The organism is Aliidiomarina sanyensis (assembly GCF_003987175.1).
In the GTDB taxonomy this organism is placed as follows: Bacteria; Pseudomonadota; Gammaproteobacteria; order Enterobacterales; family Alteromonadaceae; genus Aliidiomarina; species Aliidiomarina sanyensis.
Window position 1 is genome coordinate 228,453 of the sequence record NZ_PIPM01000003.1, and the last position, 22,612, is coordinate 251,064.

At 52.1% G+C, this 22,612-nt stretch carries 21 protein-coding genes; 9 read left to right on the forward strand and 12 right to left on the reverse strand.

Translation table 11 applies throughout. The annotated features are described in order from the left end of the window. Positions 1-59: 59 nt before the first annotated feature. Positions 60-2,027 carry a DNA repair helicase YoaA gene (locus CWE11_RS04805; protein WP_126776456.1) on the reverse strand — a complete coding sequence of 656 codons (1,968 nt, stop codon included), beginning with the start codon at positions 2,025-2,027 and terminating at the stop codon, positions 60-62. 78 nt (positions 2,028-2,105) lie between these two features. Between CWE11_RS04805 and CWE11_RS04810 the strand changes: the two genes are divergently transcribed. The 9 genes from CWE11_RS04810 (at position 2,106) to hisIE (ending at position 11,676) form a co-directional block, all read left to right on the forward strand. Next, the gene (locus tag CWE11_RS04810; protein ID WP_198675595.1) at positions 2,106-4,076 is read left to right on the forward strand and encodes a YfiR/HmsC family protein; all 1,971 of its coding nucleotides are present in this window, start codon (positions 2,106-2,108) and stop codon (positions 4,074-4,076) included. Between the two features lie 379 nt (positions 4,077-4,455). Then, the gene (gene hisG, locus CWE11_RS04815; protein WP_126776458.1) at positions 4,456-5,352 is read left to right on the forward strand and encodes an ATP phosphoribosyltransferase; all 897 of its coding nucleotides are present in this window, start codon (positions 4,456-4,458) and stop codon (positions 5,350-5,352) included. Positions 5,353-5,356: 4 nt separating this feature from the next. Continuing rightward, a complete protein-coding gene (gene hisD / locus CWE11_RS04820; protein ID WP_126776459.1) occupies positions 5,357-6,712 on the forward strand; it encodes a histidinol dehydrogenase in 1,356 nt (451 codons plus the stop codon). Then, on the forward strand, positions 6,709-7,827 hold the full coding sequence (gene hisC, locus CWE11_RS04825) for a histidinol-phosphate transaminase (RefSeq protein ID WP_126776460.1): 1,119 nt from the start codon (positions 6,709-6,711) through the stop codon (positions 7,825-7,827). Before hisD ends, hisC begins: the two co-directional genes overlap by 4 nt. Positions 7,828-7,840: 13 nt before the next feature. Further along, a complete protein-coding gene (gene hisB / locus CWE11_RS04830) occupies positions 7,841-8,914 on the forward strand; it encodes a bifunctional histidinol-phosphatase/imidazoleglycerol-phosphate dehydratase HisB (RefSeq protein ID WP_126776461.1) in 1,074 nt (357 codons plus the stop codon). Beyond that, positions 8,911-9,519: an imidazole glycerol phosphate synthase subunit HisH gene (hisH, locus tag CWE11_RS04835; protein ID WP_126776462.1), complete on the forward strand. Its 609-nt coding sequence runs from the start codon at positions 8,911-8,913 to the stop codon at positions 9,517-9,519. Before hisB ends, hisH begins: the two co-directional genes overlap by 4 nt. Continuing rightward, positions 9,513-10,250 carry a 1-(5-phosphoribosyl)-5-[(5-phosphoribosylamino)methylideneamino]imidazole-4-carboxamide isomerase gene (hisA, locus tag CWE11_RS04840; protein WP_126776463.1) on the forward strand — a complete coding sequence of 246 codons (738 nt, stop codon included), beginning with the start codon at positions 9,513-9,515 and terminating at the stop codon, positions 10,248-10,250. Before hisH ends, hisA begins: the two co-directional genes overlap by 7 nt. Continuing rightward, positions 10,232-11,005 (forward strand): imidazole glycerol phosphate synthase subunit HisF, encoded by a 774-nt coding sequence (gene hisF / locus CWE11_RS04845; RefSeq protein WP_126776464.1) that lies wholly within the window; start codon positions 10,232-10,234, stop codon positions 11,003-11,005. Before hisA ends, hisF begins: the two co-directional genes overlap by 19 nt. A 35-nt stretch (positions 11,006-11,040) precedes the next feature. Next, a complete protein-coding gene (gene hisIE, locus CWE11_RS04850) occupies positions 11,041-11,676 on the forward strand; it encodes a bifunctional phosphoribosyl-AMP cyclohydrolase/phosphoribosyl-ATP diphosphatase HisIE (protein WP_126776465.1) in 636 nt (211 codons plus the stop codon). A 146-nt stretch (positions 11,677-11,822) separates the two neighbouring features. On the opposite strand, the gene CWE11_RS04855 is transcribed toward hisIE, so the two are convergent. From CWE11_RS04855 to CWE11_RS04900, 11 genes are all read right to left on the reverse strand, one after another. Beyond that, entirely contained in the window at positions 11,823-13,172 is a 1,350-nt protein-coding gene (locus CWE11_RS04855) for an MATE family efflux transporter (RefSeq protein WP_126776466.1), read from the reverse strand. 18 nt (positions 13,173-13,190) lie between these two features. Continuing rightward, on the reverse strand, positions 13,191-13,961 hold the full coding sequence (locus CWE11_RS04860; protein ID WP_126776467.1) for an alpha/beta fold hydrolase: 771 nt from the start codon (positions 13,959-13,961) through the stop codon (positions 13,191-13,193). 26 nt (positions 13,962-13,987) lie between these two features. After that, positions 13,988-14,386 carry an MAPEG family protein gene (locus CWE11_RS04865; protein WP_126776468.1) on the reverse strand — a complete coding sequence of 133 codons (399 nt, stop codon included), beginning with the start codon at positions 14,384-14,386 and terminating at the stop codon, positions 13,988-13,990. 155 nt (positions 14,387-14,541) lie between these two features. Continuing rightward, positions 14,542-15,186 (reverse strand): adenylate kinase, encoded by a 645-nt coding sequence (adk, locus tag CWE11_RS04870; protein ID WP_126776469.1) that lies wholly within the window; start codon positions 15,184-15,186, stop codon positions 14,542-14,544. A 139-nt stretch (positions 15,187-15,325) separates the two neighbouring features. Next, the gene (htpG, locus tag CWE11_RS04875; RefSeq protein ID WP_126776470.1) at positions 15,326-17,245 is read right to left on the reverse strand and encodes a molecular chaperone HtpG; all 1,920 of its coding nucleotides are present in this window, start codon (positions 17,243-17,245) and stop codon (positions 15,326-15,328) included. 48 nt (positions 17,246-17,293) lie between these two features. Continuing rightward, positions 17,294-17,497 carry a hypothetical protein gene (locus tag CWE11_RS04880; protein ID WP_126776471.1) on the reverse strand — a complete coding sequence of 68 codons (204 nt, stop codon included), beginning with the start codon at positions 17,495-17,497 and terminating at the stop codon, positions 17,294-17,296. Between the two features lie 40 nt (positions 17,498-17,537). After that, entirely contained in the window at positions 17,538-18,329 is a 792-nt protein-coding gene (locus tag CWE11_RS04885) for a hypothetical protein (protein WP_126776472.1), read from the reverse strand. Between the two features lie 108 nt (positions 18,330-18,437). Beyond that, positions 18,438-20,447 (reverse strand): TonB-dependent receptor domain-containing protein, encoded by a 2,010-nt coding sequence (locus tag CWE11_RS04890; protein WP_241971727.1) that lies wholly within the window; start codon positions 20,445-20,447, stop codon positions 18,438-18,440. Then, positions 20,390-21,424, reverse strand: a complete 1,035-nt coding sequence (locus tag CWE11_RS12135; protein WP_241971728.1) for a TonB-dependent receptor plug domain-containing protein — start codon at positions 21,422-21,424, stop codon at positions 20,390-20,392. The genes CWE11_RS04890 and CWE11_RS12135 overlap by 58 nt, the downstream gene beginning before the upstream one ends. A gap of 204 nt (positions 21,425-21,628) precedes the next feature. After that, positions 21,629-22,234 (reverse strand): recombination mediator RecR, encoded by a 606-nt coding sequence (gene recR, locus CWE11_RS04895; protein ID WP_126776473.1) that lies wholly within the window; start codon positions 22,232-22,234, stop codon positions 21,629-21,631. Positions 22,235-22,259: 25 nt separating this feature from the next. After that, on the reverse strand, positions 22,260-22,592 hold the full coding sequence (locus CWE11_RS04900) for a YbaB/EbfC family nucleoid-associated protein (protein ID WP_126776474.1): 333 nt from the start codon (positions 22,590-22,592) through the stop codon (positions 22,260-22,262). Positions 22,593-22,612: the final 20 nt, after the last annotated feature.

Sequence of the window (22,612 nt, forward strand, 5' to 3'; positions counted from 1 at the left end):
TCCTTTCTTTACCTGTCATTTACCAAAACAAAGGGTTCCACCGCTATTATCCGGACTTTTCACTCAGATGGCGAGCTTGATTCAACGGCAGCAATCTCATCCTTGACTTCGGATTCTTGCGCGGTTGCAAGAAATGTCAGCGCTTTGGTGAGAGAACGGGTGCGTTGCATCGGTGGCAAACTGGCCAAGAATGTCGAACCATAGCCTCGCGTGACGAGTCGGTTGTCGCAGATGATCAATACGCCGTGATCGTGCACGTCGCGGACTAACCGTCCAGCGCCTTGTTTCATGGTAATAACCGCTTGCGGGATCTGGATCGTCGCAAACGGGTCCATCCCTCGTAACTTTGCATCTTCCACACGAGCTTGAAGGAGTGGTTCGTCCGGTGAGCTAAACGGCAATTTATCAATAATAACGCAACGTAACGCATCGCCACGGACATCCACCCCTTCCCAAAACGAGCTGGTTCCAAACAACACCGCATTCCCTGCTTCAACAAATTGATTGAGCAGCTCACGCTTGGCGGTTTGCCCTTGCACCAGCACCGGTCGACTTAATTCATCCCGGAGAATGGTTGCCACCAGTTGCAGCATGCGATGACTGGTGAACAAGACAAAGGTTCCACCTGTGTTATGCGCGACCACTTGCCGCACGATATCGGCGAGCGCGTGGGGCATACCTCGCTCATGGGGTTCTGGAAGATAACGGGGCAAACAAAGCATCGCTTGTTGCTTAAAATTAAATGGGCTGTCGAGAATCAGCGTGCGCTCGGGGGCTAATCCCAAACGCTCATTGAAATATCGAAAATCACCATTGACGGTCAGCGTTGCCGATGTAAAGACCCACTTCGCCTCTTGAGCGGCCAGCTGGCGTCCGAACGGTTCAGCGACCGACAATGGCGTCCGATGAATGCTGACATGTCGTGCAGTGCTCTCGTACCAATAGCTGTAGCCCGTCACTTGGGTATTCTGGAGCAATTCCCAGCGTTTTCGAATCAGCTCAAGGCGCTCGAAACCAAGGTCTAGCTCTTTATCGCGACCAATCAGAGGTTTGCACATGGCATGGGCTCGGGAGAGCAAATCGCCAAGGCGGCTCGCCGCTTTCGCAATCCCATCGTTATCCAGAGCCTGACGCCAATTTCCCCGTTCAGGGTCAAGCGCGAAACTTAAACGCAAATCGCGAGCGCCCCGCTCGACCTGATCGGCCATTTGGCTCAAGGAGCGGGCATCACGCACGCTCGTCTTCACAATCAATTGAATGTCTTTGCACCAATCAATCACCTGCCGCGTCGAGACCGTATCACTGAAATATTGACTAGCAATATCAGGCAGTTGATGCGCCTCATCAAACACAATTAAATCAGCGGCCGGAATCAATTCACCAAACCCAGTATCTTTGAGGACTAAGTCCGCACAAAACAGATGATGATTCACCACCACGATATCGGCTTCCAGCGCATCTTTACGTGCTTGCACGAGGTAACAATCTTCGTAATGCGGACACTCGCGACCGAGACAATTATCAATAGTACTGGTGACGCGTGGTAGGACCGGTGCATCCTCCGGCAAGGCCGTTAATTCACCAAGATCCCCAGTCTTCGTTCGGTTTGCCCAATCGCGAACGGTCTGCAATTGATCGAGGAGGGCCTCATCGGCATCAACCGGATGCCGGACCGATTGCTCCATCCGCTGAATACAGAGGTAGTTTGAGCGGCCTTTCAACAATGCAGCAACCGATTGTGGGGCGAGCGCTTCTCTTAAACGAGGCAGGTCACGATGAAAAAGCTGCTCCTGCAAATTACGGGTCCCCGTGGAGAGAATCACTTTCCCGCCCTTCAATAAAGCGGGAGCCAGATAGGCAAACGTCTTCCCCGTTCCGGTCTCGGCCTCCACCACCAGTTGCGCCCCTGCTTTCTTCAGGTCTGCAATAGCTGCAGCCATTTCCTGCTGGGCGGGTCGGGGCTGAAATCCGGGTAATGACTGGCTTAATGCGCCACCTGGCGCAAAAATTGCACGAACCTCTGACATCCATCCATCCTTTGCGATATGCTGTGGGCATTATTTCACAAGTCCGGTGGGAAACCGAATAGAATGAGGCCTCGGTTTATGCGTAAGTGCGCTGCACCTCTCTCTCTGCGCAATTTATTTAGCACCTTGCTCGTCTGGGGTCTGCTGCTATTTGTTGTTCCATTTCATGCTCAAAGCCGCGAAAACTTTACGCCGGAGGAGCTACGCGCTGCGTATCTCACGAGTGTGACACAATATGTGACCTGGCCGAATGAAAGTGCTCGAAACACCTTGGTTATTGGAGTCTTGGGTACGTCCGAAGTCTATGAAGAGTTAGCTCGCGCTCCTCTGAGCGAGGTCCGTGACATGCGCTTGGAAGTCCGCTCATTATCGCGCGCTTCACAACTGACCGGCATCGATCTTGTCTACGTGGCCCCGAACGCAAGTAATCAACTAAATGCAGTGTTCAACACAGCACGAATTCGACCCCTTCTGGTGATCACCGAGCACAATCAAGTCCGTGAAGACATGATGATTAACTTGATTGCACCATCACCAAGCCGCCTCGCATTCCAAGTCAACCCCGATCGCATTAACGAATCAGGACTCCGAGCCTCCAATGATCTCCTGGTATTGCGCGGCAGCGAATTAGAGTCAGCGGTCCAACTGCGCCGGACACAAATTGCACTCGCAGAAACGCAACGTGAACGAAATGCCCTGTCGGCCGAACTTGAGAATCTGCGCCAACAAAACAATCAGCTGCTCAATCGCATCGATATTCTGGAGCAAACGGTCCGGGAGCGCGATTCGGTCCTGCGCGCACAACAGGGCACGCTCGAAGACAAACAACAGGTCATGGAATCACAGCAATCCGCCTTACAAGAACTCCTTGCCGAACTGGATGAGCAGCGTCAATTGCTGTTAGAACGAGAAACCCAGCTGCAAGAAATTCAACGGACCCTCTCTCAAAGTGAACGGGCGCTGCTTGAGCAACAACAACAGCTGCGCCAAAAAGAGTTTCAACTTCGGCAAAAGCAAGTGGAGAGTGATGAACTTGCGGAGCGCATTGCAACCAACCGAACGGTGTTAGCGGCGCAACAACAACAACTACGTGATCAACGTGCGGCCTTGGTCGAGCAACAAGAACTCCTAGAATCTCGGGAGCGCACCATTGACCGTCAGCGGGTCTACCTTTGGACCATTGGCGTCGTCTTCCTGTTTGTCTTGGTGTTCCTCCTGACCACTGTGATTTTGTTCTTCCGCAGTCGTCGTCAAGCAGACCAGCTTCGACAAACCCTTGAGGAACTGCATGAAGCCCAGGATAAACTGGTCGAGTCAGAAAAAATGGCAGCCCTCGGGAACCTAGTGGCTGGTGTAGCCCATGAGGTCAATACGCCCCTTGGAGTCGCGATCACCGCGACATCCATGGTGCATGACCGGTTACATGTTCTGGACGAGAACCTTGAACAAGGCAAACTCTCCCGTGAGAGCCTCAAGGGCTTTATCGAACGGGCAAGTGAGTCGCTCTCCTTAACGCAAAAGAATCTGACCCGAGTGGGTGCACTGATCACCAACTTTAAGCAGATCGCCGTCGATCAAATGGTCGCGGAGCAGCGAGAAATCGACTTAAAAGTCTATCTCGAGGAGGTCATGTCGACGCTCTCTATTGAACTTCGACGGGCAGGGATCGAATATGACATCGCGATCCCAGATGAAATAAAGATGACCACCATTCCCGGAGCCATGGCGCAAATCATTACCAATTTAGTGACGAATGCGATTCGTCATGCGTTTACCGAACCGGGCGGCCACCTCAAACTACAAGCGGAGAGTATCGCAGGCCATCAGGTCCGCCTTACTTTCACGGACAACGGGGCCGGGATGGAAGCAGATATCTTAAACCGCATCTTCGACCCATTCTTTACGACAAAACGCAACGCCGGCGGCACGGGGCTTGGGATGCCGATTGTATACAACCTCGTACGACAGAAGTTAAAAGGGGATATTTCAGTCACCTCGACGCCTGGTAAAGGGACAACCTTTACTCTGCTGTTGCCGAAACAGCTGTAGAGCGGCAACGATCGGGAAAGAAACGAAACCCAACACAAAGCGCTTGCAATTTATGGGAGCGCTGTTAAAATCCATACAACTTTTAGGTAGAACCTAGTTTATTAAGGCTCAGATGATGATTTATCTATACAACTTTAACACTGCACCGAATCGCACCTCCGTGCGAGGCGTGTCTGTTGTGCATCATCATCACCATCCCCACTGAGCGGCCTTAGTACGCAGGGAGGTCGCCGTGTTCACCGGTACCTTCCAAAAGCAATCGAAAAAAGCCCCGGAAGCGTACCTTACCGGGGCTTTTTTTATGGTTCATCGCACATCAATCAGATGAACCCAACATTTTGAATCGATAGGATTCGCATAACCAACAGGAATGAACCCAATGCGCAGTGAACGTTTAACCATCGCCGTCCAAAAATCCGGCCGACTCAGCAAGGAGTCGATCAAGCTTCTCGAGGCCTGCGGGGTCAAGTTTAATTTACACGAAGCGCGCTTGATGGCCCACAGCACGAGCCACCCGATCGATTTATTGCGGGTGCGCGATGATGACATTCCGGGATTGGTCATGGATGGCGTCGTCGATTTAGGTTTGGTTGGCGAAAACGTGCTCGAAGAAGAGCAAATTGAACGAACACTGAAGCAACAACCGAACACCTATCAATCCCTCCGTCGCTTGGATTTTGGTTTCTGCCGCTTGAGTGTTGCGGTTCCCAAAGAGGAGACCTACCAGGGGCTCGCAAGTTTGGATGGCAAAAAGATTGCCACCACGTATCCGCGGCTTCTTGAACGCTTTTTGCAGGAGCAAGGCGTAAAAGCCCGAACGGTCATGTTAACCGGCTCCGTCGAAGTCGCCCCCCGCGCGGGGCTTGCCGATGCAATTTGCGATCTCGTGTCGACCGGTGCGACGCTCGAGGCCAATGGACTCGTTGAACAGGAAGTCATCTTCCGCTCGCAAGTTCAGCTGATTCAACGGGGCGAATCGCTCTCCGATGAGAAACAAGCACTGGTGTCAAAGCTGCTCACGCGGCTTGATGGTGTGCAACTGGCCAAAGAAAGTAAGTACATCATGCTGCACGCACCAAAAGACCGCTTGACGGAAGTAGAAGCAATTCTGCCGGGAGCAGAACGTCCAACAATTCTGCCGCTCAGTCACACCGACGAGCAAGTGGCTGTCCACGTGGTGAGTACCGAAAATCTGTTCTGGGAAACCATGGAGAAGCTCAAAGCCTTGGGCTGCAGTTCAATCCTCGTGATGCCAATCGAAAAGATGATGGGGTAACCACATGCAAGCGATTATTCGTTGGTCTGAAATGACGCCAGAAGCGCAGCAGCAAGCGCTCGAACGTCCAGTTCAAGCGGTCAGTGGAACACTGAAGACCCAGGTGGCGAGCATTATTGACGCCATTGCTGAGCAGGGAGACCAAGCCTTCCTCGAGCTCACCGCACGGTTTGATGGCGTTACCCTCACGCGCCCTGAGCTGCCGATGGCACGTGTGCAAGCGCTGGCCGAGCAGACACCGGACGCGGTAAAGCGTGCAATTGATATCGCGTACACGAATATTCGCACGTTTCATACGGCTCAGCAGCCGCAGAATATCCAAGTGACCACCATGCCAGGCGTCATCTGCGAACAGCGTTTTGCACCATTGCAATCGGTCGGTCTATATATTCCCGGAGGCAGCGCGAGTCTTCCCAGCACCGTGCTGATGCTGGGCGTTCCGGCACAACTTGCGAACTGCCCCACCCGGGTTTTGATCAGCCCGCCCAATGCGGAGGGTGAGCTAACCCCAGCCATCTGCTACGCAGCCCTTCGCTGTGGTATCTTAGCGGTCTATCTCGGTGGTGGCGCCCAAGCAATTGCTGCGCTTGCGCTCGGGACCGAAACCATCCCCGCGGTCGATAAAATCTTTGGTCCCGGTAACGCCTACGTCACTGAAGCGAAACAGCAAGTCAGCCAACGGGTCGGGGGCCCTGCCATCGATTTGCCCGCGGGTCCCTCAGAGCTTCTGGTGATCGCAGATGACACCGCGGATCCTGCGTTTGTGGCCGCTGACTTACTGTCGCAAGCGGAACACGGACCAGACTCACAGGTCATTTGCGTCAGTCCATCACAGGCGCTGCTTGAGGGAGTACAACAAGCCCTTGCAATCCAGCTAGCCGCACTTCCTCGGCAGACCATTGCGACCCAAGCCATGGCCGCCAGTAGTTTGATTTTGACCGATTCGATGCAAACAGCGGTCAACATCAGTGAAGCTTACGCGCCCGAGCACTTGAGCGTACAGGTTTCCGAACCTGAACCTTGGCTTGCGCAACTCACCCGAGCCGGTTCCATTTTTGTTGGACACTACACGCCAGAATCCGGCGGTGATTATGCGACGGGAACCAATCACGTGCTGCCAACGTATGGTTTCGCGCGCAACTACAGCAGTCTCGGATTGCTTGATTTCTATCGTCGCTATACGTTGCAAACGGTTACACCCGCAGGATTACAAGATCTCGGTCAGGCCATTATTGATCTTGCTGCGGAAGAATCGCTCGATGCCCACTTGCGCGCGGTATCACTCCGTCTTGAAAGCGAACGCTTTCAGCAGGATCTTGCATTGAATTCGGCCGCCAACGGGCAAAAGGAGCCTTCATGAGCGTCACGTCATCTTCTAAAAATTCGTTTATCCAAAATCTACTGCGGCCGCACCTACGTGATTTTACCCCCTATGCGTCGGCGCGCCGCACCATGTCCGGCGGCAATCTCTGGCTAAACGCCAATGAATCGCCCTATGGGCGGCCGTACCGTGTTGAAACCGAAGAGCTGAATCGCTATCCAGATTTTCAGAATCGTGCGCTCAACCAAGCCTACGCGGAATATGCAGGACTGCACAGGGATCAAGTCATAAGCCACCGAGGCAGTGATGAGAGTATCGAATTGGTGATTCGCACGTTTTGTGAACCGGGCCGCGATAAAATTCTGATTTGCCCACCGACTTATGGCATGTATGGAATTTCCGCTGCGATCAATCACAATGAGACCGTCGCCATTCCTTTACGAGCAGACGATTGGCAATTAGATTTACCCGCGATTGAGGCCGCGCTCGCGCAGTCAGACAACCCCATCAAAGTGGTGTTTTTGTGCAATCCTTCCAATCCGCTAGGCAATGCACTGCGCGAGGAAGATATGTTAAGCGTGATCGAACGCTGTCGCGGCAAAGCCTTGGTCGTGGTAGACGAGGCTTACATTGAGTTTGTTGCAGATCCAGCGCGAACCAGTATGGTTCGTTATTTGGAGCAATTTGAGAACTTACTGGTCATGCGCACGCTGTCAAAAGCATTTGGCCTTGCGGGCATCCGAGTGGGTTTCAGTTTGGCATCACCAAATATGGTACAAGCGCTGCTCCCCGTGTTAGCCCCTTACCCACTTCCTGACGTAAGTGTGCAAATTGCCCGACAGGCCTTGACCCTTGATCAACTCATCGCAACACGACAAAACACCTTTGAAGTGGTCTCCGAACGAACGCGTCTAATGAATTCACTTCAAGAGTTACCTTGGGTGCAGAAGGTCTACCCAAGCGTGACAAACTTTATTTTACTTCAGGTCACGGATGCAAACGCCCTTATGGCGCACTGTCAAGCAGAGGGCGTTTTGATTCGGAATCAATCGTCTCAACTGGGCCTTACCCACTGCGTGCGGATCACCGTCGGCAGCCCTGAAGAAAACGAACGCTTACTTGAGGTCCTCGCGGCCTTTCGTGACAACGCCTAACCCGGAGGTTTTTATGGCACAGCAAAAAATTCTTTTTATTGACCGGGATGGCACGCTCGTGGAAGAGCCACCCATTGATAAACAACTCGACTCCCTCGAAAAGCTCGTCTACGAGCCCTACGTCGTCAATGCCCTGCAAGCGTTGCAAGCGGCTGGCTACCGATTGGTTATGGTGTCCAATCAAGATGGTTTAGGCACGGATAGCTTTCCACAAGCCGATTTTGATGCCCCGCAAGAAGCCATCCTCAACTTACTCAAAGCTCATGACGTTGTGTTCGATGAAATCCTGATTTGCCCACACTTCGAGGAAGATAACTGCAGTTGTCGCAAGCCAAAGCTTGGTTTGGTTCAGCACTTCTTGCAAGAGGGTCGTGTCGATTTTACGCGCTCGGCGGTGATTGGCGATCGCGACACCGACCTGCAACTTGCTGCCAGCATGGGAATTCAAGGCATTCGCTATGATCGCAAAGAGAATAACTGGAAAGCGATTGTCGCGGCGCTCACCCAAGCCCCTCGAGTTGCCGAAGTGACACGCACCACCAAAGAAACCGATATTCACATCAAAGTAAATCTCGATGCACCCGGCCCCATTGCAATTCATACCGGTCTCGGCTTCTTCGATCACATGCTCGAGCAGATCGCCACCCACGGTGGGTTTTCTCTCGAGGTCGGGGTGACCGGCGACTTGCACATTGATGACCACCACACCGTCGAAGATACAGCGTTGGCGCTTGGCGAAGCCTTACACAAAGCGCTCGGCGACAAGCGCGGCATTGGCCGATTTGGCTTCGTCCTGCCCATGGATGAATGTCGAGCAGAATGTGTTTTGGATATTTCCGGACGGCCATTCCTTGTGTTCGATGCCGATTTTACTGCACAACAAGTCGGCCAGCTCGGTACCCAAATGGTGCCGCACTTTTTCCGCAGCCTATGCGACACCATGAAGATCTCCTTGCACTTGAGCACCACCGAGGGCAATGCACACCACCAAGTGGAAAGTCTATTTAAAGTATTTGGTCGTGGACTGCGCCAAGCCATCCGCAAACAAGGCTCTGAAATGCCTTCAAGTAAGGGTGTGTTGGCATGAGTCTGGTGATTGTAAACACGCGAGTGGCGAACCTTGCCTCCGTTGATTTTGCTTTTCAACGATTCGGGGTGCACGCCACCATCAGTGCCGATCCTGCAATCATTCGGGCCGCTGAGCGCGTGGTATTGCCCGGTGTAGGTACAGCTGGAGCGGCGATGCGTTCGTTACAATCCCTCGAGTTGGTGAATGTATTGCGCGAACTCGAGCAACCCGTGTTGGGGATCTGTTTGGGGATGCAAATGCTGGCCGAGTCCTCTCATGAGTCACAAGGCGCACAGGACAAACCGACACCCTGCCTGGGCGTCATTCCAACTCAGATTGAGCGATTACACGACGATGGTCGACACCCCCTACCCCATATGGGTTGGAATCAAACGCAGGTGAGTGAACATCCGCTGTTCCGTGGACTGAATAATCCATGGTTTTACTATGTCCATTCATTCGCAGCACCCGTGAATGATTCAGCCATAGCCGCCTGTGACTACACGCAGCCATTTGCAGCTGCCATCGCCCACAAGAATTTTATGGGCGTCCAGTTTCACCCCGAGCGTTCAGGTCACGATGGCGCTCAGGTACTCAAAAATTTCTTGGAGATCTCATGTTAATTCCTGCGCTTGATCTAATTGATGGCCAAGTGGTCCGCCTCTATCAAGGTGATTTCAAGCAACAAACCACCTACGATGCGGATCCAGTGGCCGTCGCATGCCGCTACCGCGATGCCGGCGCCGAAGTTCTGCACTTGGTTGATCTCGATGGTGCCCGCGATGTAACAAAACGTCAGCTACCGTTGCTCAAGGCCATCACCGAAGCGACCGGTCTGCCGATTCAAACCGGTGGTGGCATTCGAACTCGTGAGGACTTAGTGGATTTATTTGACGCCGGTGTGCAGCGGGCCGTTATTGGCTCAAAAGCCGTGCAAGATCCCGAGACTGTCTACGCGTGGTTAAACGAATTTGGCCCCGAGGCGATTGTCCTCGCCCTCGACATCATGATTGATGCAGAAGGTCAGCGCTGGCTTGCCACCCACGGATGGCAAGAAAAGAGCAGCGTCACGCTCGATGCGCTCATGACCGGCTACCGTCAGCGAGGTCTGAAACACGTGTTGTGCACCGACATCAGCAAAGATGGTACCTTGCAAGGCCCAAATGTCGCGCTCTATCGAGACCTCAAACAAGCCTATCCCGAAATCATCTGGCAAGCCTCCGGTGGCGTAGCTGCGCTTCACGACCTCACCGAGCTGGCCGCGGTGCAATGCGACAGCGTCATCCTTGGAAAAGCATTACTGACCGGACAATTTACGTTGCAGGAGGCGTTACAATGCTGGCAAAACGCATAATCCCCTGCCTTGATGTTCGCGACGGTCAAGTCGTCAAAGGCGTGCAGTTTCGCAATCACGAAGTGGTTGGTGATATCGTGCCATTGGCCACGCGCTATGCTGCTGAGGGTGCGGACGAACTGGTGTTTTACGACATCACTGCGAGCTCAGACAACCGCGTCGTAGATAAATCGTGGGTCAGCCGGGTCGCAAAAGTGATTAACATTCCGTTCGCCGTCGCGGGAGGCATTCAAAGCATTGAGCAAGCACGGGAGATCCTCGCCATGGGTGCGGATAAAATCTCCGTGAACTCCCCGGCCTTGCGGCGCCCGGATTTGATCAATGAATTGGTCGATGAGTTTGGCCAACAATGTGTCGTGATTGGTGTCGATAGCTTCTACAATCAGGAAACACAGACCTATGAGGTCTATCAGTTCACGGGAGATGAAACCCGAACGTTAAAAACTCAGTGGCAAACCGCCGATTGGGTTCAGGAAGTCATCGCCCGCGGAGCCGGTGAAATTGTTCTGAATTGTATGAATCAAGATGGCGTACGAAATGGCTACGACCTGACCCAGCTCAAAGCAATTCGCCAACAGTGTACCGTTCCTCTTATTGCCTCGGGTGGTGCCGGTGCAATTGAGCACTTTATTGATGTGTTTCAACAGGCAGATGTCGATGGCGCGCTCGCCGCATCGGTATTCCACAAGGGCATCATTGAGATGGCTGATTTAAAAACTGCATTGCGCGCGGCGCAGGTCTGCATTCGGCCCTAATCACCCAGCGCCACGGATTTATAAAGGAAACAACCATGAAAATTACGGCATCCAATCTCGATCAGCTCGCATGGGAAAAAATGGACGGACTACTGCCCTGCATGGTTCAAGATGCCAGTAGCGGGCGGCTCCTTATGCAAGGGTATGTGAATCAAGACGCCTTGCAAACTACGCTAAAAAGCGGTCATGTCACGTTCTTTTCCCGCAGCAAGCAACGTTTATGGACCAAGGGCGAAAGCTCAGGCAATACGCTTTCCTTGGTTTCACTGACCGCCGATTGTGATCGAGATGCAGTCCTTGCCCTCGCACATCCTCATGGTCCCACATGTCACTTGGGAACCGAATCATGCTGGGTTCCAGAAACACAACCGGTGGCGAGCGAACTGATTGAACTCGAGCGCACCATTGCCGAACGCAAAATAGCCCTTGCGGCAGGCACGCCAGGAAAAAGTTACACTGCATCGCTCTTGCAAAGTGGTATTCGCCGTTGCGCGCAAAAGGTCGGGGAAGAAGGCGTTGAAGTTGCCCTCGCTGCCGTTGCACAAGATGATGACGCTTTACTCAACGAGAGTGCCGACTTGCTCTACCACCTCTTGGTGGTCCTGCAGGCCCGCAATCTAAGCCTCAGCGACGTCGTCGAGGTCCTCAGAAGCCGCCGCGCCAACCCGTAGCAAACGCAGACTCCCTAACGCGGCGTTGGGTGCCTATTCCGGCACCGGCATTTTGGCCCGGGGTGGGTAATGATCGTAGCCAACGCATTGCGTTGGGCATAAGGCTTACGGCATTTATCAATTTCGGACCCAACGCGATGCGTTGGCTACCCTTGGACCCAGCGGCGGTGGATGATGCGTAAGCGTATGGTGAGGAGCACCGCGGCGACGCTGAGCCCGGAAATAAAGCCAATCCAGAAGCCCGCCGCCCCCATGCGTGGGACAATCCAATCGGTTAAGCCCAAGACGATGCCGATACTCAAGCCAAATGGCCAATAAGCGATGAAGGTTACAATCATCGAGGCGCGGGTATCTTTGTAGCCGCGCAATGCCCCGATCGAAATGGCCTGAAAAGTATCGGATACGGTGAAGATTGCCGCGAGTCCCAGAAGCGTTGCTGCAAGCTGAATGATCTCGGCATTCTCGGTGTATAAACTGGCAAGCCAGCGTCCACCAAGCCACATCCCAAGCCCATTGACGACTGCGAAGCTCACACCCAGCAGCAACGCAACCTTGAATGCATTCATGGCGTCATCTGCTTGCTTTGCGCCCAGCGCAAAACCAACTCGTAGTGTCACCGCCATACTCAAGCTAAGGGGTACCATATACACCAATGATGAAACATTGAGTGCAATTTGGTGGCCAGACACCATGATGGCCCCGAGGGGTGCGATCAAAATAGCGACGGCAGCAAATAAACTGGTCTCAAAAAATAGCGCCATGGAAATGGGAAAACCAAGGCGGACAAAGTGCCAAATATCATCCCAGGCCGGTGGATGCCAGCGTGAAAATATCTTCATTGGCCGGTATCGTTTTGAATACATGACGTATACCAATAAGCTCAGCGCCATCCCCCACAATACAATAGCCGAAGCAACCCCTGCACCCGCGCCACCTAACGCAGGCATACCGAGTTTTCCGTAGATAAATACATAGTTGGCGGGGATATTAATGAGCAGGCCGATCACGCCGATGACGAGCGATGGCATAGTGTGTGAGAGCCCCTCACAGAAATTGCGCAGCACCACATACAATACAAACGCCGGCAATCCCCACATAATATATTGCAGGTAATCTAAGGTCATGGTGCGAAACGCGGGTTCCACATCCATCATGGCAAGAAAATAAGGGGCAAAAAAGAGCAGCGCACCCGTGAGTAAAGCAGCAATAATGCAGGTGTACAGGCTTTGCTGAACATGGCGCCCTACCTCAGTCCGGTCACCTGCACCATCACAGTGAGAAATAACCGGTGCAAGCGCGAGACCCATCCCGAAAATGAGAAGCGTCAACGGAATCCAAATCGAACCGCCGACAGCGACCGCCGCCAAATCGGTTGCGCCGACACGGCCAGCCATGACCGTATCCACGACACCCATCAACATTTGGGTGAGCTGTGCGATCAAAATCGGACCGGTAAGCAACGCAAGCTTTTTCGTTTCAGGCCACAAGTGGCGCATAGATCACTCCGATCGTTCTCAATCGAGACCAGCAAGCAAGGTGTGTAAAGCCTGCACAAGATGTGGGTTGACGCGTTCAGGATGGGTAAGAGGGCCCATATGACCCGCATCCACAGTAATCCTATGACATACAGGTACATGTGCTGCCAAAATATCGGCAACCGTTCGACTCGAGAGCGGTGACTGATTCCCGTGTAAGAGCCACACTGGACAGGCTATTTCAGCATAATCCTCGGCCCGTGCAGGTTCATCGAATAACGCATGAAAATCTGCGGAAACCTTGCGCTGTTGTGTGATCATAGCACGCTGCAAGCGCGGTGGGAGCGCGGCAAAGTAGCCGGGTTGATTCCAGTAATCGACGAACGCCGCACAAGCTTGCGACAAAGAGGATGTATCCATTGTTTTCGCGATGGCGACAATCTCAGACCGCGCAGGATGCGCCGCGGGAAGCACATGGAAGGCGACTGGCTCATAGACAATCACACCGACCACGCGGTCACCGAGCTCTCGTGCTAACCGCAAGGCCAGCGCGCCACCGTATGAGTGCCCAATGAGCACCAGCGGTGTGTCATCGGCAAACGTCCCTGTTGCCTGTAAAGCAGCAATTTCATCATCAAATCGAAAGTCCGCTGCAAGCTTATCCAGCACTGGGCCTTGGCCATATCCAATCAAGTCGAGCCCCTCAAGTGGGCTGTCAGGCCAATGATGATGAATATCCTGTTGCAGTGCTCGCCATTGACCACTGTGACTTTGCGAACTATGGAACGCAAGAATTCTCACATGTTGCATGGAAATACCAATGTCTCTCAATAACGTTAAAGCTGACTGCCCAACACATAACCCAACAGGTAGGCGGCACTAATCAAAAGCATCGTAAACGTACCAAGCACACCAATGGTCCGATAAATCGTCGGCCCCACAGAGCGTGTCAGTCCAATCGCGTGATTGATTCGGGCAACAAATAGCAATCCACCCAGACCATACATCAACATTGGATGCGCCCCAGTGAACTCAATTAAAGCCAGTAATACGAGCGCCAAAGGAACATACTCAATAAAGTTGCCATGAATACGCACCGCGACTTCTAATTCCTCGCTTTTCCCCGTGCCAATACCCACTCGATGGCGCCAGCGCAGGCGAATAATACGAACCGATAGGACCAATAACAGCAACGTCAGCAGCGCTGCAAATAAACTCGTGACTGGAAGTAACATAATCGCCTCTTATTCTTGTGATGTGATTCCCTTTAACTGCATGTGCGCAGATCGCATCAGTATACGAGAAAACGTGCAAAAAAAGTGAATTCCATTAAAGAAAAGGGCCGCCCAAAGGCAGCCCTTCAAACAAACATAACCAAGATTAACCAAGATTAACCAAGAAGGCTCTTCAGTTCCGCGGAAACTTGTTCCACTTTCCGAGTGCCGTCAACTTTGTGATATTTCACAACGCCTTGTTCGGCTAAGTTCTGATAATAGGAAACAAGCGGCTTGGTTTGGTCGTGATAAATCGCCAAACGCTTCCGAACAGTCGCTTCTTTATCATCGTCCCGAATGACGAGATCTTCGCCCGTCACATCATCTTTGCCATCTTGCTTCGGTGGATTGTGTTCAATGTGATACACCCGTCCTGAACCGGGGTGAACGCGGCGACCAGCCATACGCTTTACAATGACATCATCCGCCACATCAAACTCAAGCACATAGTCTACATCAATGCCGGCTTCTTGCATGGCATCGGCTTGTGGAATCGTGCGTGGAAATCCATCCAGTAAAAAACCATTTTCACAGTCGCTTTGCGAGATGCGCTCCTGAACCAAGCCAATCATAATGTCATCTGACACTAGCTGCCCTGCGTCCATGACTTCCTTCGCTTTTTTCCCCAATTCCGTGCCTGCTTTAATGGCAGCACGCAGCATGTCGCCGGTGGAAATCTGCGGAATGCTGTATCGATTCATCAAAAATTGGGCTTGCGTGCCCTTCCCTGCGCCTGGCGCCCCCAGCAGGATGATCCGCATGGTTTTTCCCCTAAATTTTTATCGTCATGAGCCACAAAATTTTATGCGCCCAACTTTACCTTTCAAAGCTCAAAATAACAAGGCCGACCATCGTCGACCTTGCGCTTTCTCGTGGAACTGTGAGAGCCTGTTAGGCTGGCTATTTCAGCGTGAGTAATAGTTTGTTGAGACGGCGAATAAACTGCGCCGGATCCTTCAAACTTCCTCGTTCTGCCAAGGTTGCCTGGTCCAATAAAACCTCCGCCCATTCCGCGAACTGCCCTTCATCTTGCTCATCCGCGATCCGTTGCACCAACGCATGCTCAGGGTTCAGCTCAAAGATATACTTGGTTTCCGGCACTTTCTGCCCAGCCGCTTCCATCAGCTTAGCCATCTGCGTCGACATATCATGATCATCCGTCACAATACACGCGGGGGAGTCAGTCAGGCGATGGGTCACCCGCACCTTCTTCACTTTGTCACCCAATACCTTACTGAAGCGCTCACAGGTCGATTGAAAATCTTTTTCCAGCTTTTCTTGCGCTTCTTTATCTGCCTCATCATCCAATTTGCCGAGATCAAGATCACCACGGGTCACCGACTGGAATTTCTTCTCCTTGTAATCTTCGATATGGCTCATAAACCATTCATCGATACGATCGGAGAGCAATAAGACTTCAACGCCCTTCTTGCGGAATACTTCCAATGCAGGATTGTTCTTCGCGGCATCATGGCTGTCCGCCACGATGTAATAGATGGTCTCCTGACCTTCCTTCATCCGCGCGAGGTAATCATCTAACGAAACTCGTTGCTCCGCTTTGTCATCATGGGTCGACGCAAAGCGCAATAACTCACAAATCTTCTCAATGTTAGCCTGATCTTCAGCTGGGCCTTCCTTCAACACATTGCCGAAGTTGTCCCAGAAGGTGTGATATTTTTCCGCGTCGTCTTGCGCAAGACGGCTTAATGCCTGCAGCACCTTCTTCGTACTCGCACTGCGCATCGCGCGCGTCACTTTGTTATCTTGCAAAATCTCACGGGACACATTGAGAGGCAAATCATTCGAGTCCACCAAGCCGCGCACAAAGCGCAGATAGGTCGGCATAAACTGTTCTGCATCATCCATAATGAACACGCGCTGAACATACAACTTAATGCCTTTTTGATTCTCTCGGTTCCACAAATCCCAGGGCGCGCGCTTTGGAATAAACAGCAAGCTCGTATATTCGTGCTTTCCCTCTACCTTATTGTGGCTCCACAACAACGGCTCATCAAAATCATGTGCCACCGACTTATAGAACTCTTTATACTCATCGTCACTGATATCGCTCTTATCGCGCAACCACAGCGCTTTCCCAGCATTCACCGTTTCCCAGTGAGCAGGCTTCGCCGGGATTTTTTCACCGTCCGGCCCATCACGCTCGGCTTCCTCGTCCTTCCACATTTGCACTGGAATGCTCAGGTGGTCAGAGTAAGTTTTCACGATAGAGCGCAAGCGCCACGCATCAGCAAATTCTTCAGCATCATCACGCAGGAACAAAGTAATCTCCGTCCCGCGATCCGCTTTCTCAATTGGCGTCAGGGTAAATTCACCATCCCCAGCCGATTCCCACTGAACCCCTTGGTCTGCTGGCACGCCCGCAGCACGGGTACGCACCACTACTTTATCGGCCACAATAAATGCTGAGTAGAAACCGACACCGAACTGACCAATCAGCTGTGAATCCTTTGCTTGATCACCCGAAAGCTGACTAAAAAACTCTTTTGTTCCCGACTTTGCAATCGTACCCAAGTTACTCATGACTTCGTCGCGGGTCATGCCAATACCGTTGTCCGCAATCGTCAGCGTCTTCGCATCACCATCGACACTCAATTGAACGCGTAGATCGCCGTCGCCTTCAAACAACGCATTATCCTGCAACGCCTTAAAGCGCAGCTTATCGGCCGCATCCGAGGCATTTGAAATCAGTTCACGAAGGAAAATCTCCTTGTTGGAATACAACGAGTGAATCATCAAATGCAGAAGTTGTTTGACCTCTGTCTGGAATCCATGTTTTTCAGCATGCTGACTCTCAGCCATGGTGAGTAATCTCCCTCAAAGTTAGGTACACACGGGGCCAACCCCCTATCACCCAACAAACATGGGGCCAACCCAGACCCATTTCAACACTTTATCTTCGATTTTTCCGATACCATGGCCGCGTGATGACCGTAGCCAACGCACCGCGTTGGGCATGCGGGTGAAAGCGATGATCGTAGCCAACGCACCGCGTTGGGCATGAGGGGTGAAAGCGATGATCGTAGCCAACGCACCGCGTTGGGGAGAAGGCATGGTTCCTTTCCCCAACGCGCCGTTACCAAATAACCGTTCGTTACGATGTATAACCGAGGATCGCGCGCAGGCCCGGGGCGTGGACATCCACGAGGCGCTTCTGTGTTTCTGGGAGCTCCTTGGGGAATTCAAAATCTAAACCGCGCAAATTGTCACGATAAGTGCCTGATTGCTCGCGATCTGCGCCAACCCGAACCCGTTCACGCCAATCTTCCGGTAGCTTATCGTGCCCTAAAATACTCAATAGATCGCTGAAGTACGCTTCTGCTTCAGGGGTGTCAAGATGCTTCACATGATGAAGTACATCCTCAAACCGAACCAGTTTCGCCCCCGTCCCCAACCACGCAAGCGCGTTATGCGTATAAATTTCCTGCAAGGTCGGTGCTTTTTGATACATCCCGAAAATCATCAGATTGAGAATTTCTTCCATGCTGACCCGGCCGCTTTTGATCACATCCATATTGCCTTCAAAATTATCCGACAACAAAAAGCGAGCGCGTGCAATCACCCAATCATAGGGGTCTCGCACCAAAACAAGCTTGTGCGTTTCATGCAATAAAAAGGCTGAGATATCCGAAAACAATAAGTGTCCCCAACTCAGTTCCGGATTTTTCGGATTGAAGGCTTGCTTGTGCTCATCCAAAATCGGTAACTGAATAAAGGCTTTTTTGTACTGCTGATCCACCGGCACAAACATCCGAAAGATATTGCGCACAAGGTGAGTCCCACATTTCGGAACCGAATTAATAAAGACATTACGCGTGAGACGTTCCTGCGCGTAATTTCCATTCAGATCATCTAGGGTATCGGGCTTAGAAACAATTCGAGGCATGGTGACGTTCCGTTTTTCTCATTATCACTCAAGAGTATCGACTCCCTTTTTCAAGGGCAAATAAAAATGCCGACTTGCGTCGGCATTTTTTCGTCAAGCTCACTTCAATTAGAAGCTGTAAGACAGGTCAATAAAGCCACGACGACCGAGGTTGTCGTATTGGCTATAGAACGCTGAACGGCCTACGCGGCTTGTGAAGTTACTACGGCTCAGAACCGGTGGATCTTGGTCAAACAAGTTCGCAATACCCGCCGTCAGACGAAGACCCGAATTGAAGTCATACGTGCCTGATACGGAGTGGTAGAAAATGCTTGGTGTTGCAAGAACCACACGAACCGGCTCACCCCAGAATGAAGCGTCGTCACGGAATGTACCCTGACCATACCACTCATGGTTCGATGATTTACCAACATAACGCGTGGTCCAGTTTACTGACCAGTTGTCGCGGTCAAAGCCGACCAAAAGCGTACCCACGTGTTCTGGGCGACCCAAACGGCCCGCACGATCTTCCCGCTCACTCGTCTCAAACAACTGACGTGAAGCTTCAATCGTATAGGTGTGGTTGTACCGAACGGATACACGACCGAAGTCGAAATCGTGGAAGTAACTTGCAATCAAGTCATATCCGCGGTTGCGCTCACTCGCGATGTTCTGATAGTTCGCACGGACCGTATCGATACGGAAGTCATCATCCCGATCAAACTGGTTACAGAAAGGTTCGGTCGCGAAGTTTTCCGACATGTAACAGCCCATCACCACTTGTCCTGCAGACAACTGCGTCACTTCTCCTTTGATTTCGATATCGAAGTAATCGATGCTCAAACCAAAGTTAACAGAGTCAGGAGTCCAGACGAAACCAAGTGTACGCGCCAGTGAAGTTTCCGCTTCAAGCTCACCGAAACCACCACCTGAGCGAACCGTCGTGCTAATAGCAGCACCGGCATAATCACCAGGGATACCATCGGCCGCACAGTTTTGTGCCACGATGTCTGGAATGTTGCCGTTTGCCAAGGCATTTTCCCAGTTCACACAAGGGTCGATACCACGCGTGAAGCTCGTTTGATCGTTCAGGTATAGCTCATACAAAGCCGGCGAACGGAACGAGGTTCCCTGTGAACCACGGATGCGGTAACCGCGCGCGATGTCCCAGTTAAATCCAGCTTTATACGTGGTGTCATTGCCTGAAGCAGACACATCCGTATGACGAGCAGATAGCTCAACGTTCAAGCGGTCTGCAAAGCGCGCACCGTAAAGCACTGGAATCTGCAACTCACCAAAGACTGCACGGGTGTTTGACGAACCCGTCGTAATACCCGCAGACGTGCTACCCCAGGTGTTGCTTGCCAGAGTCACTTCTCCAGGAGTATCGGTGATTTCATCCCGCTGATACTGAGCACCAAATGCCGCTTGCATCATCCCCGCAGGCAACTCATAGAGCTCCCCAGAGAAAATAGCTTCCACTGTATGTTGCTTGTACACAGTATTACCTGTTTCTTCACCGAATAAGAAATCACGATACTGCTGTGAAATATTTCCAGCTAAGAACTCAGGATCGAGCCACGGTAAATCAACGCAGGGTACGCCACGAACTGGTGTAGGTTGGCCAGCACATGGTGCGCCAATCCCTTGCTGCGGAGTAATCGCATCGTTAAAGATGATCTTCGTTCGATAGTCACCATCGCTACGGCTGGTTTGAGCATTCACATCCCACGACCAGTCGCCAATGTAACCTTCCGCACCGACCACAAAGCGCGTGTAATCAACGGTAATGGTCTCACCACTCCAGTCAGTGATAGGCGTCGAGCTCAGGATGAACGCACCGGTCCAGCCTTCACTCAACGGGCTGCCAGTACCGAGCCACTGGTCACCATCTTCGGTGTAATGGAACAAGTTCCAGAACTGACGGTAGCCATTTCGAATCGTTTCACGACGGTTCAATAATGCTTCTGCGAATAGCGTCGTGCGATCAGATAACCAATATTCACCATGGGCGAAAACCGTTTGAGTTTCACGCTCAGGGGACAACGTGGTTAAGTCTTGGAATGGATGACTCGCGTTGGTTAAGCCAGCAGATGTGCGGTCATAGTTGACTGGGAACCAGCCTTCTGGCGTCCGCAAGTGCGCTGGGTTGTTTGGATCTGCTTGATAGCCAGGGATCCATTGGGCAAGGTTTCCGTCGTAATCGAACTGGGCAAGACGTGAGCCGCCACCCGCCGGACGTTACTGGTTCCATCTTCGAAGAAACGCGTGTAGTCGTACAACCACACGTGCCCCCACGGAAGATCGCTACAGTGGAATTCACCGGTCCGCGGATCGATCACGTCAGCACGCGCGCCGCTATCTGGGTTAAAGAAATAAGATTCAGCACAGGCGTAGAAATCTCGGTCGCCACGCGCCAATTCACGGTCTTTCCGGTAATCAGCAACCACACGGACCGAACCCCGATCAAATGAACGGCCAATCGAGCCACTCAAGCGCAAGGTCTCGCCACCGCTTTGTTCAGGTTTGCTGTAATTTGCATTGAAGACAGACTCATCACCGGTACGGGTGATGATGTTCACAACCCCGGCAACCGCATCTGAACCGTACAAAGAGGACGCGCCGTCTTTGAGGATTTCAACCCGATCAACCGCTGCAAGCGGCATGATGTTCAAGTCAAATGCTGAGACCTGACCACGCGTTCCCGCAGGTCCGATCCGACGACCATTTAAGAGAACGAGCGTCCGGTTGGCACCTAAACCACGCAATGAAACCGTTTCAACACCCGCACCACCTTCAGTAATTGAAGACGATGTGGCTGCAGTGATTTGGTTTGAGCCGGCAGCAACCGTTGAAGTCCGAAGGAGCTCACCGAGTGAACCTAAACCTTGGCTTAACGCGTCCGCTGCACTAATCACTTCAACAGGTGAAGCTTGATCCAGACCATCGCTACGAATCCGCGAGCCGAGCACTGTAATGCGCTCTGGCCGCTCAGATGCTTGTTGTTCTTGTTGTTCTTCGTTTTCTTGCGCAGTGACGCTAAAGACGGTACCCGCAAGTAAACATCCAATCGCTATGCTGATCGGAGTGCGTTTTTGTTCTAAGAATTCACTCATAATGAATCGTCCCGGTAAATTGTTGTTATTCCCTTGTTCCGGTTAGAAAAACTGACCTACCTGGTCGGAATACTGCTTCACTGCGCTTTGGAACATAATTGGAGGGTTATAGTGGTTTTCCACTATTATTGCCATTGTATGACAAATGAACGTCATGGCAACATTTAATATGACAGATTGCGGATATAATTTGAAATGATGGGGTCAAAAAACGTTTTTTCGACCGGAAAAAGCGTGTCCCAGGGTGGTATGGTCAACGTATTCAAGCTCGCCGCCGACCGGAACCCCATGTGCAATGCGGGATGCACGAATACCATAACGTTTAGCAAGGTCGGCGATAAAATGAGCCGTCGTATCCCCTTCAAGCGTTGGATTGGTTGCCAAGATAACTTCTTGAATCGAGCCTTCGCGAAAACGGGCTTCCAGGACATCAAGGCCAATATCCGCAGGACCTATGCCGTCGAGGGGCGACAGGCGGCCCATCAGAACAAAATATTGGCCTTGAAATTGACCGGTTTGTTCGACCGCAAGAACGTCACTGGGGGATTCAACGATACACAAGGATTGCTCTTGCGCCCGTTCCGAATCGGCACAGATATAACAAATGGGATGTTCACTGAGGGTGCGGCACCGCTCACAACGTCCAACTACGGCAAGTGCGTTCTGTAACGCTTCACCGAGTCGCTGTGCGCCGTCCCGCTGCCGATCAAGGAGCTGAAATGCCATGCGCTGAGCGGTTTTTTGCCCGACACCAGGCAATACCCGAAGGGCATCCATCAGTGCCGTGATCGCAGGACTAAACTTCTTCATCGGCTCCCCTCAGGCGTACGTCAATTTAGAAAGGTAGCTTCATACCGGGTGGTAATCCCATGCCACCGGCGATTTTACTCATTTTTTCTTTGCTGGTTTCTTCCACTCGACGCACCGCATCGTTGGTCGCTGCAGCAATCAGGTCCTCAAGCATTTCACGATCGTCTTCATCACCAAACAAACTCGGGTCAATCGCGACACGTTTCACGTTGTGGTTTCCATACATGGTGACTTTGACCATACCAGCCCCAGCTTCACCTGTGACTTCCATGCTTGCAATCTCTTCTTGCACACGCTGCATTTGCTCTTGCATTTGCTGCGCTTGCTTCATCATATTGCCTAGACCACCTTTAAACATGGGTAAACTCTCTCTTTTGA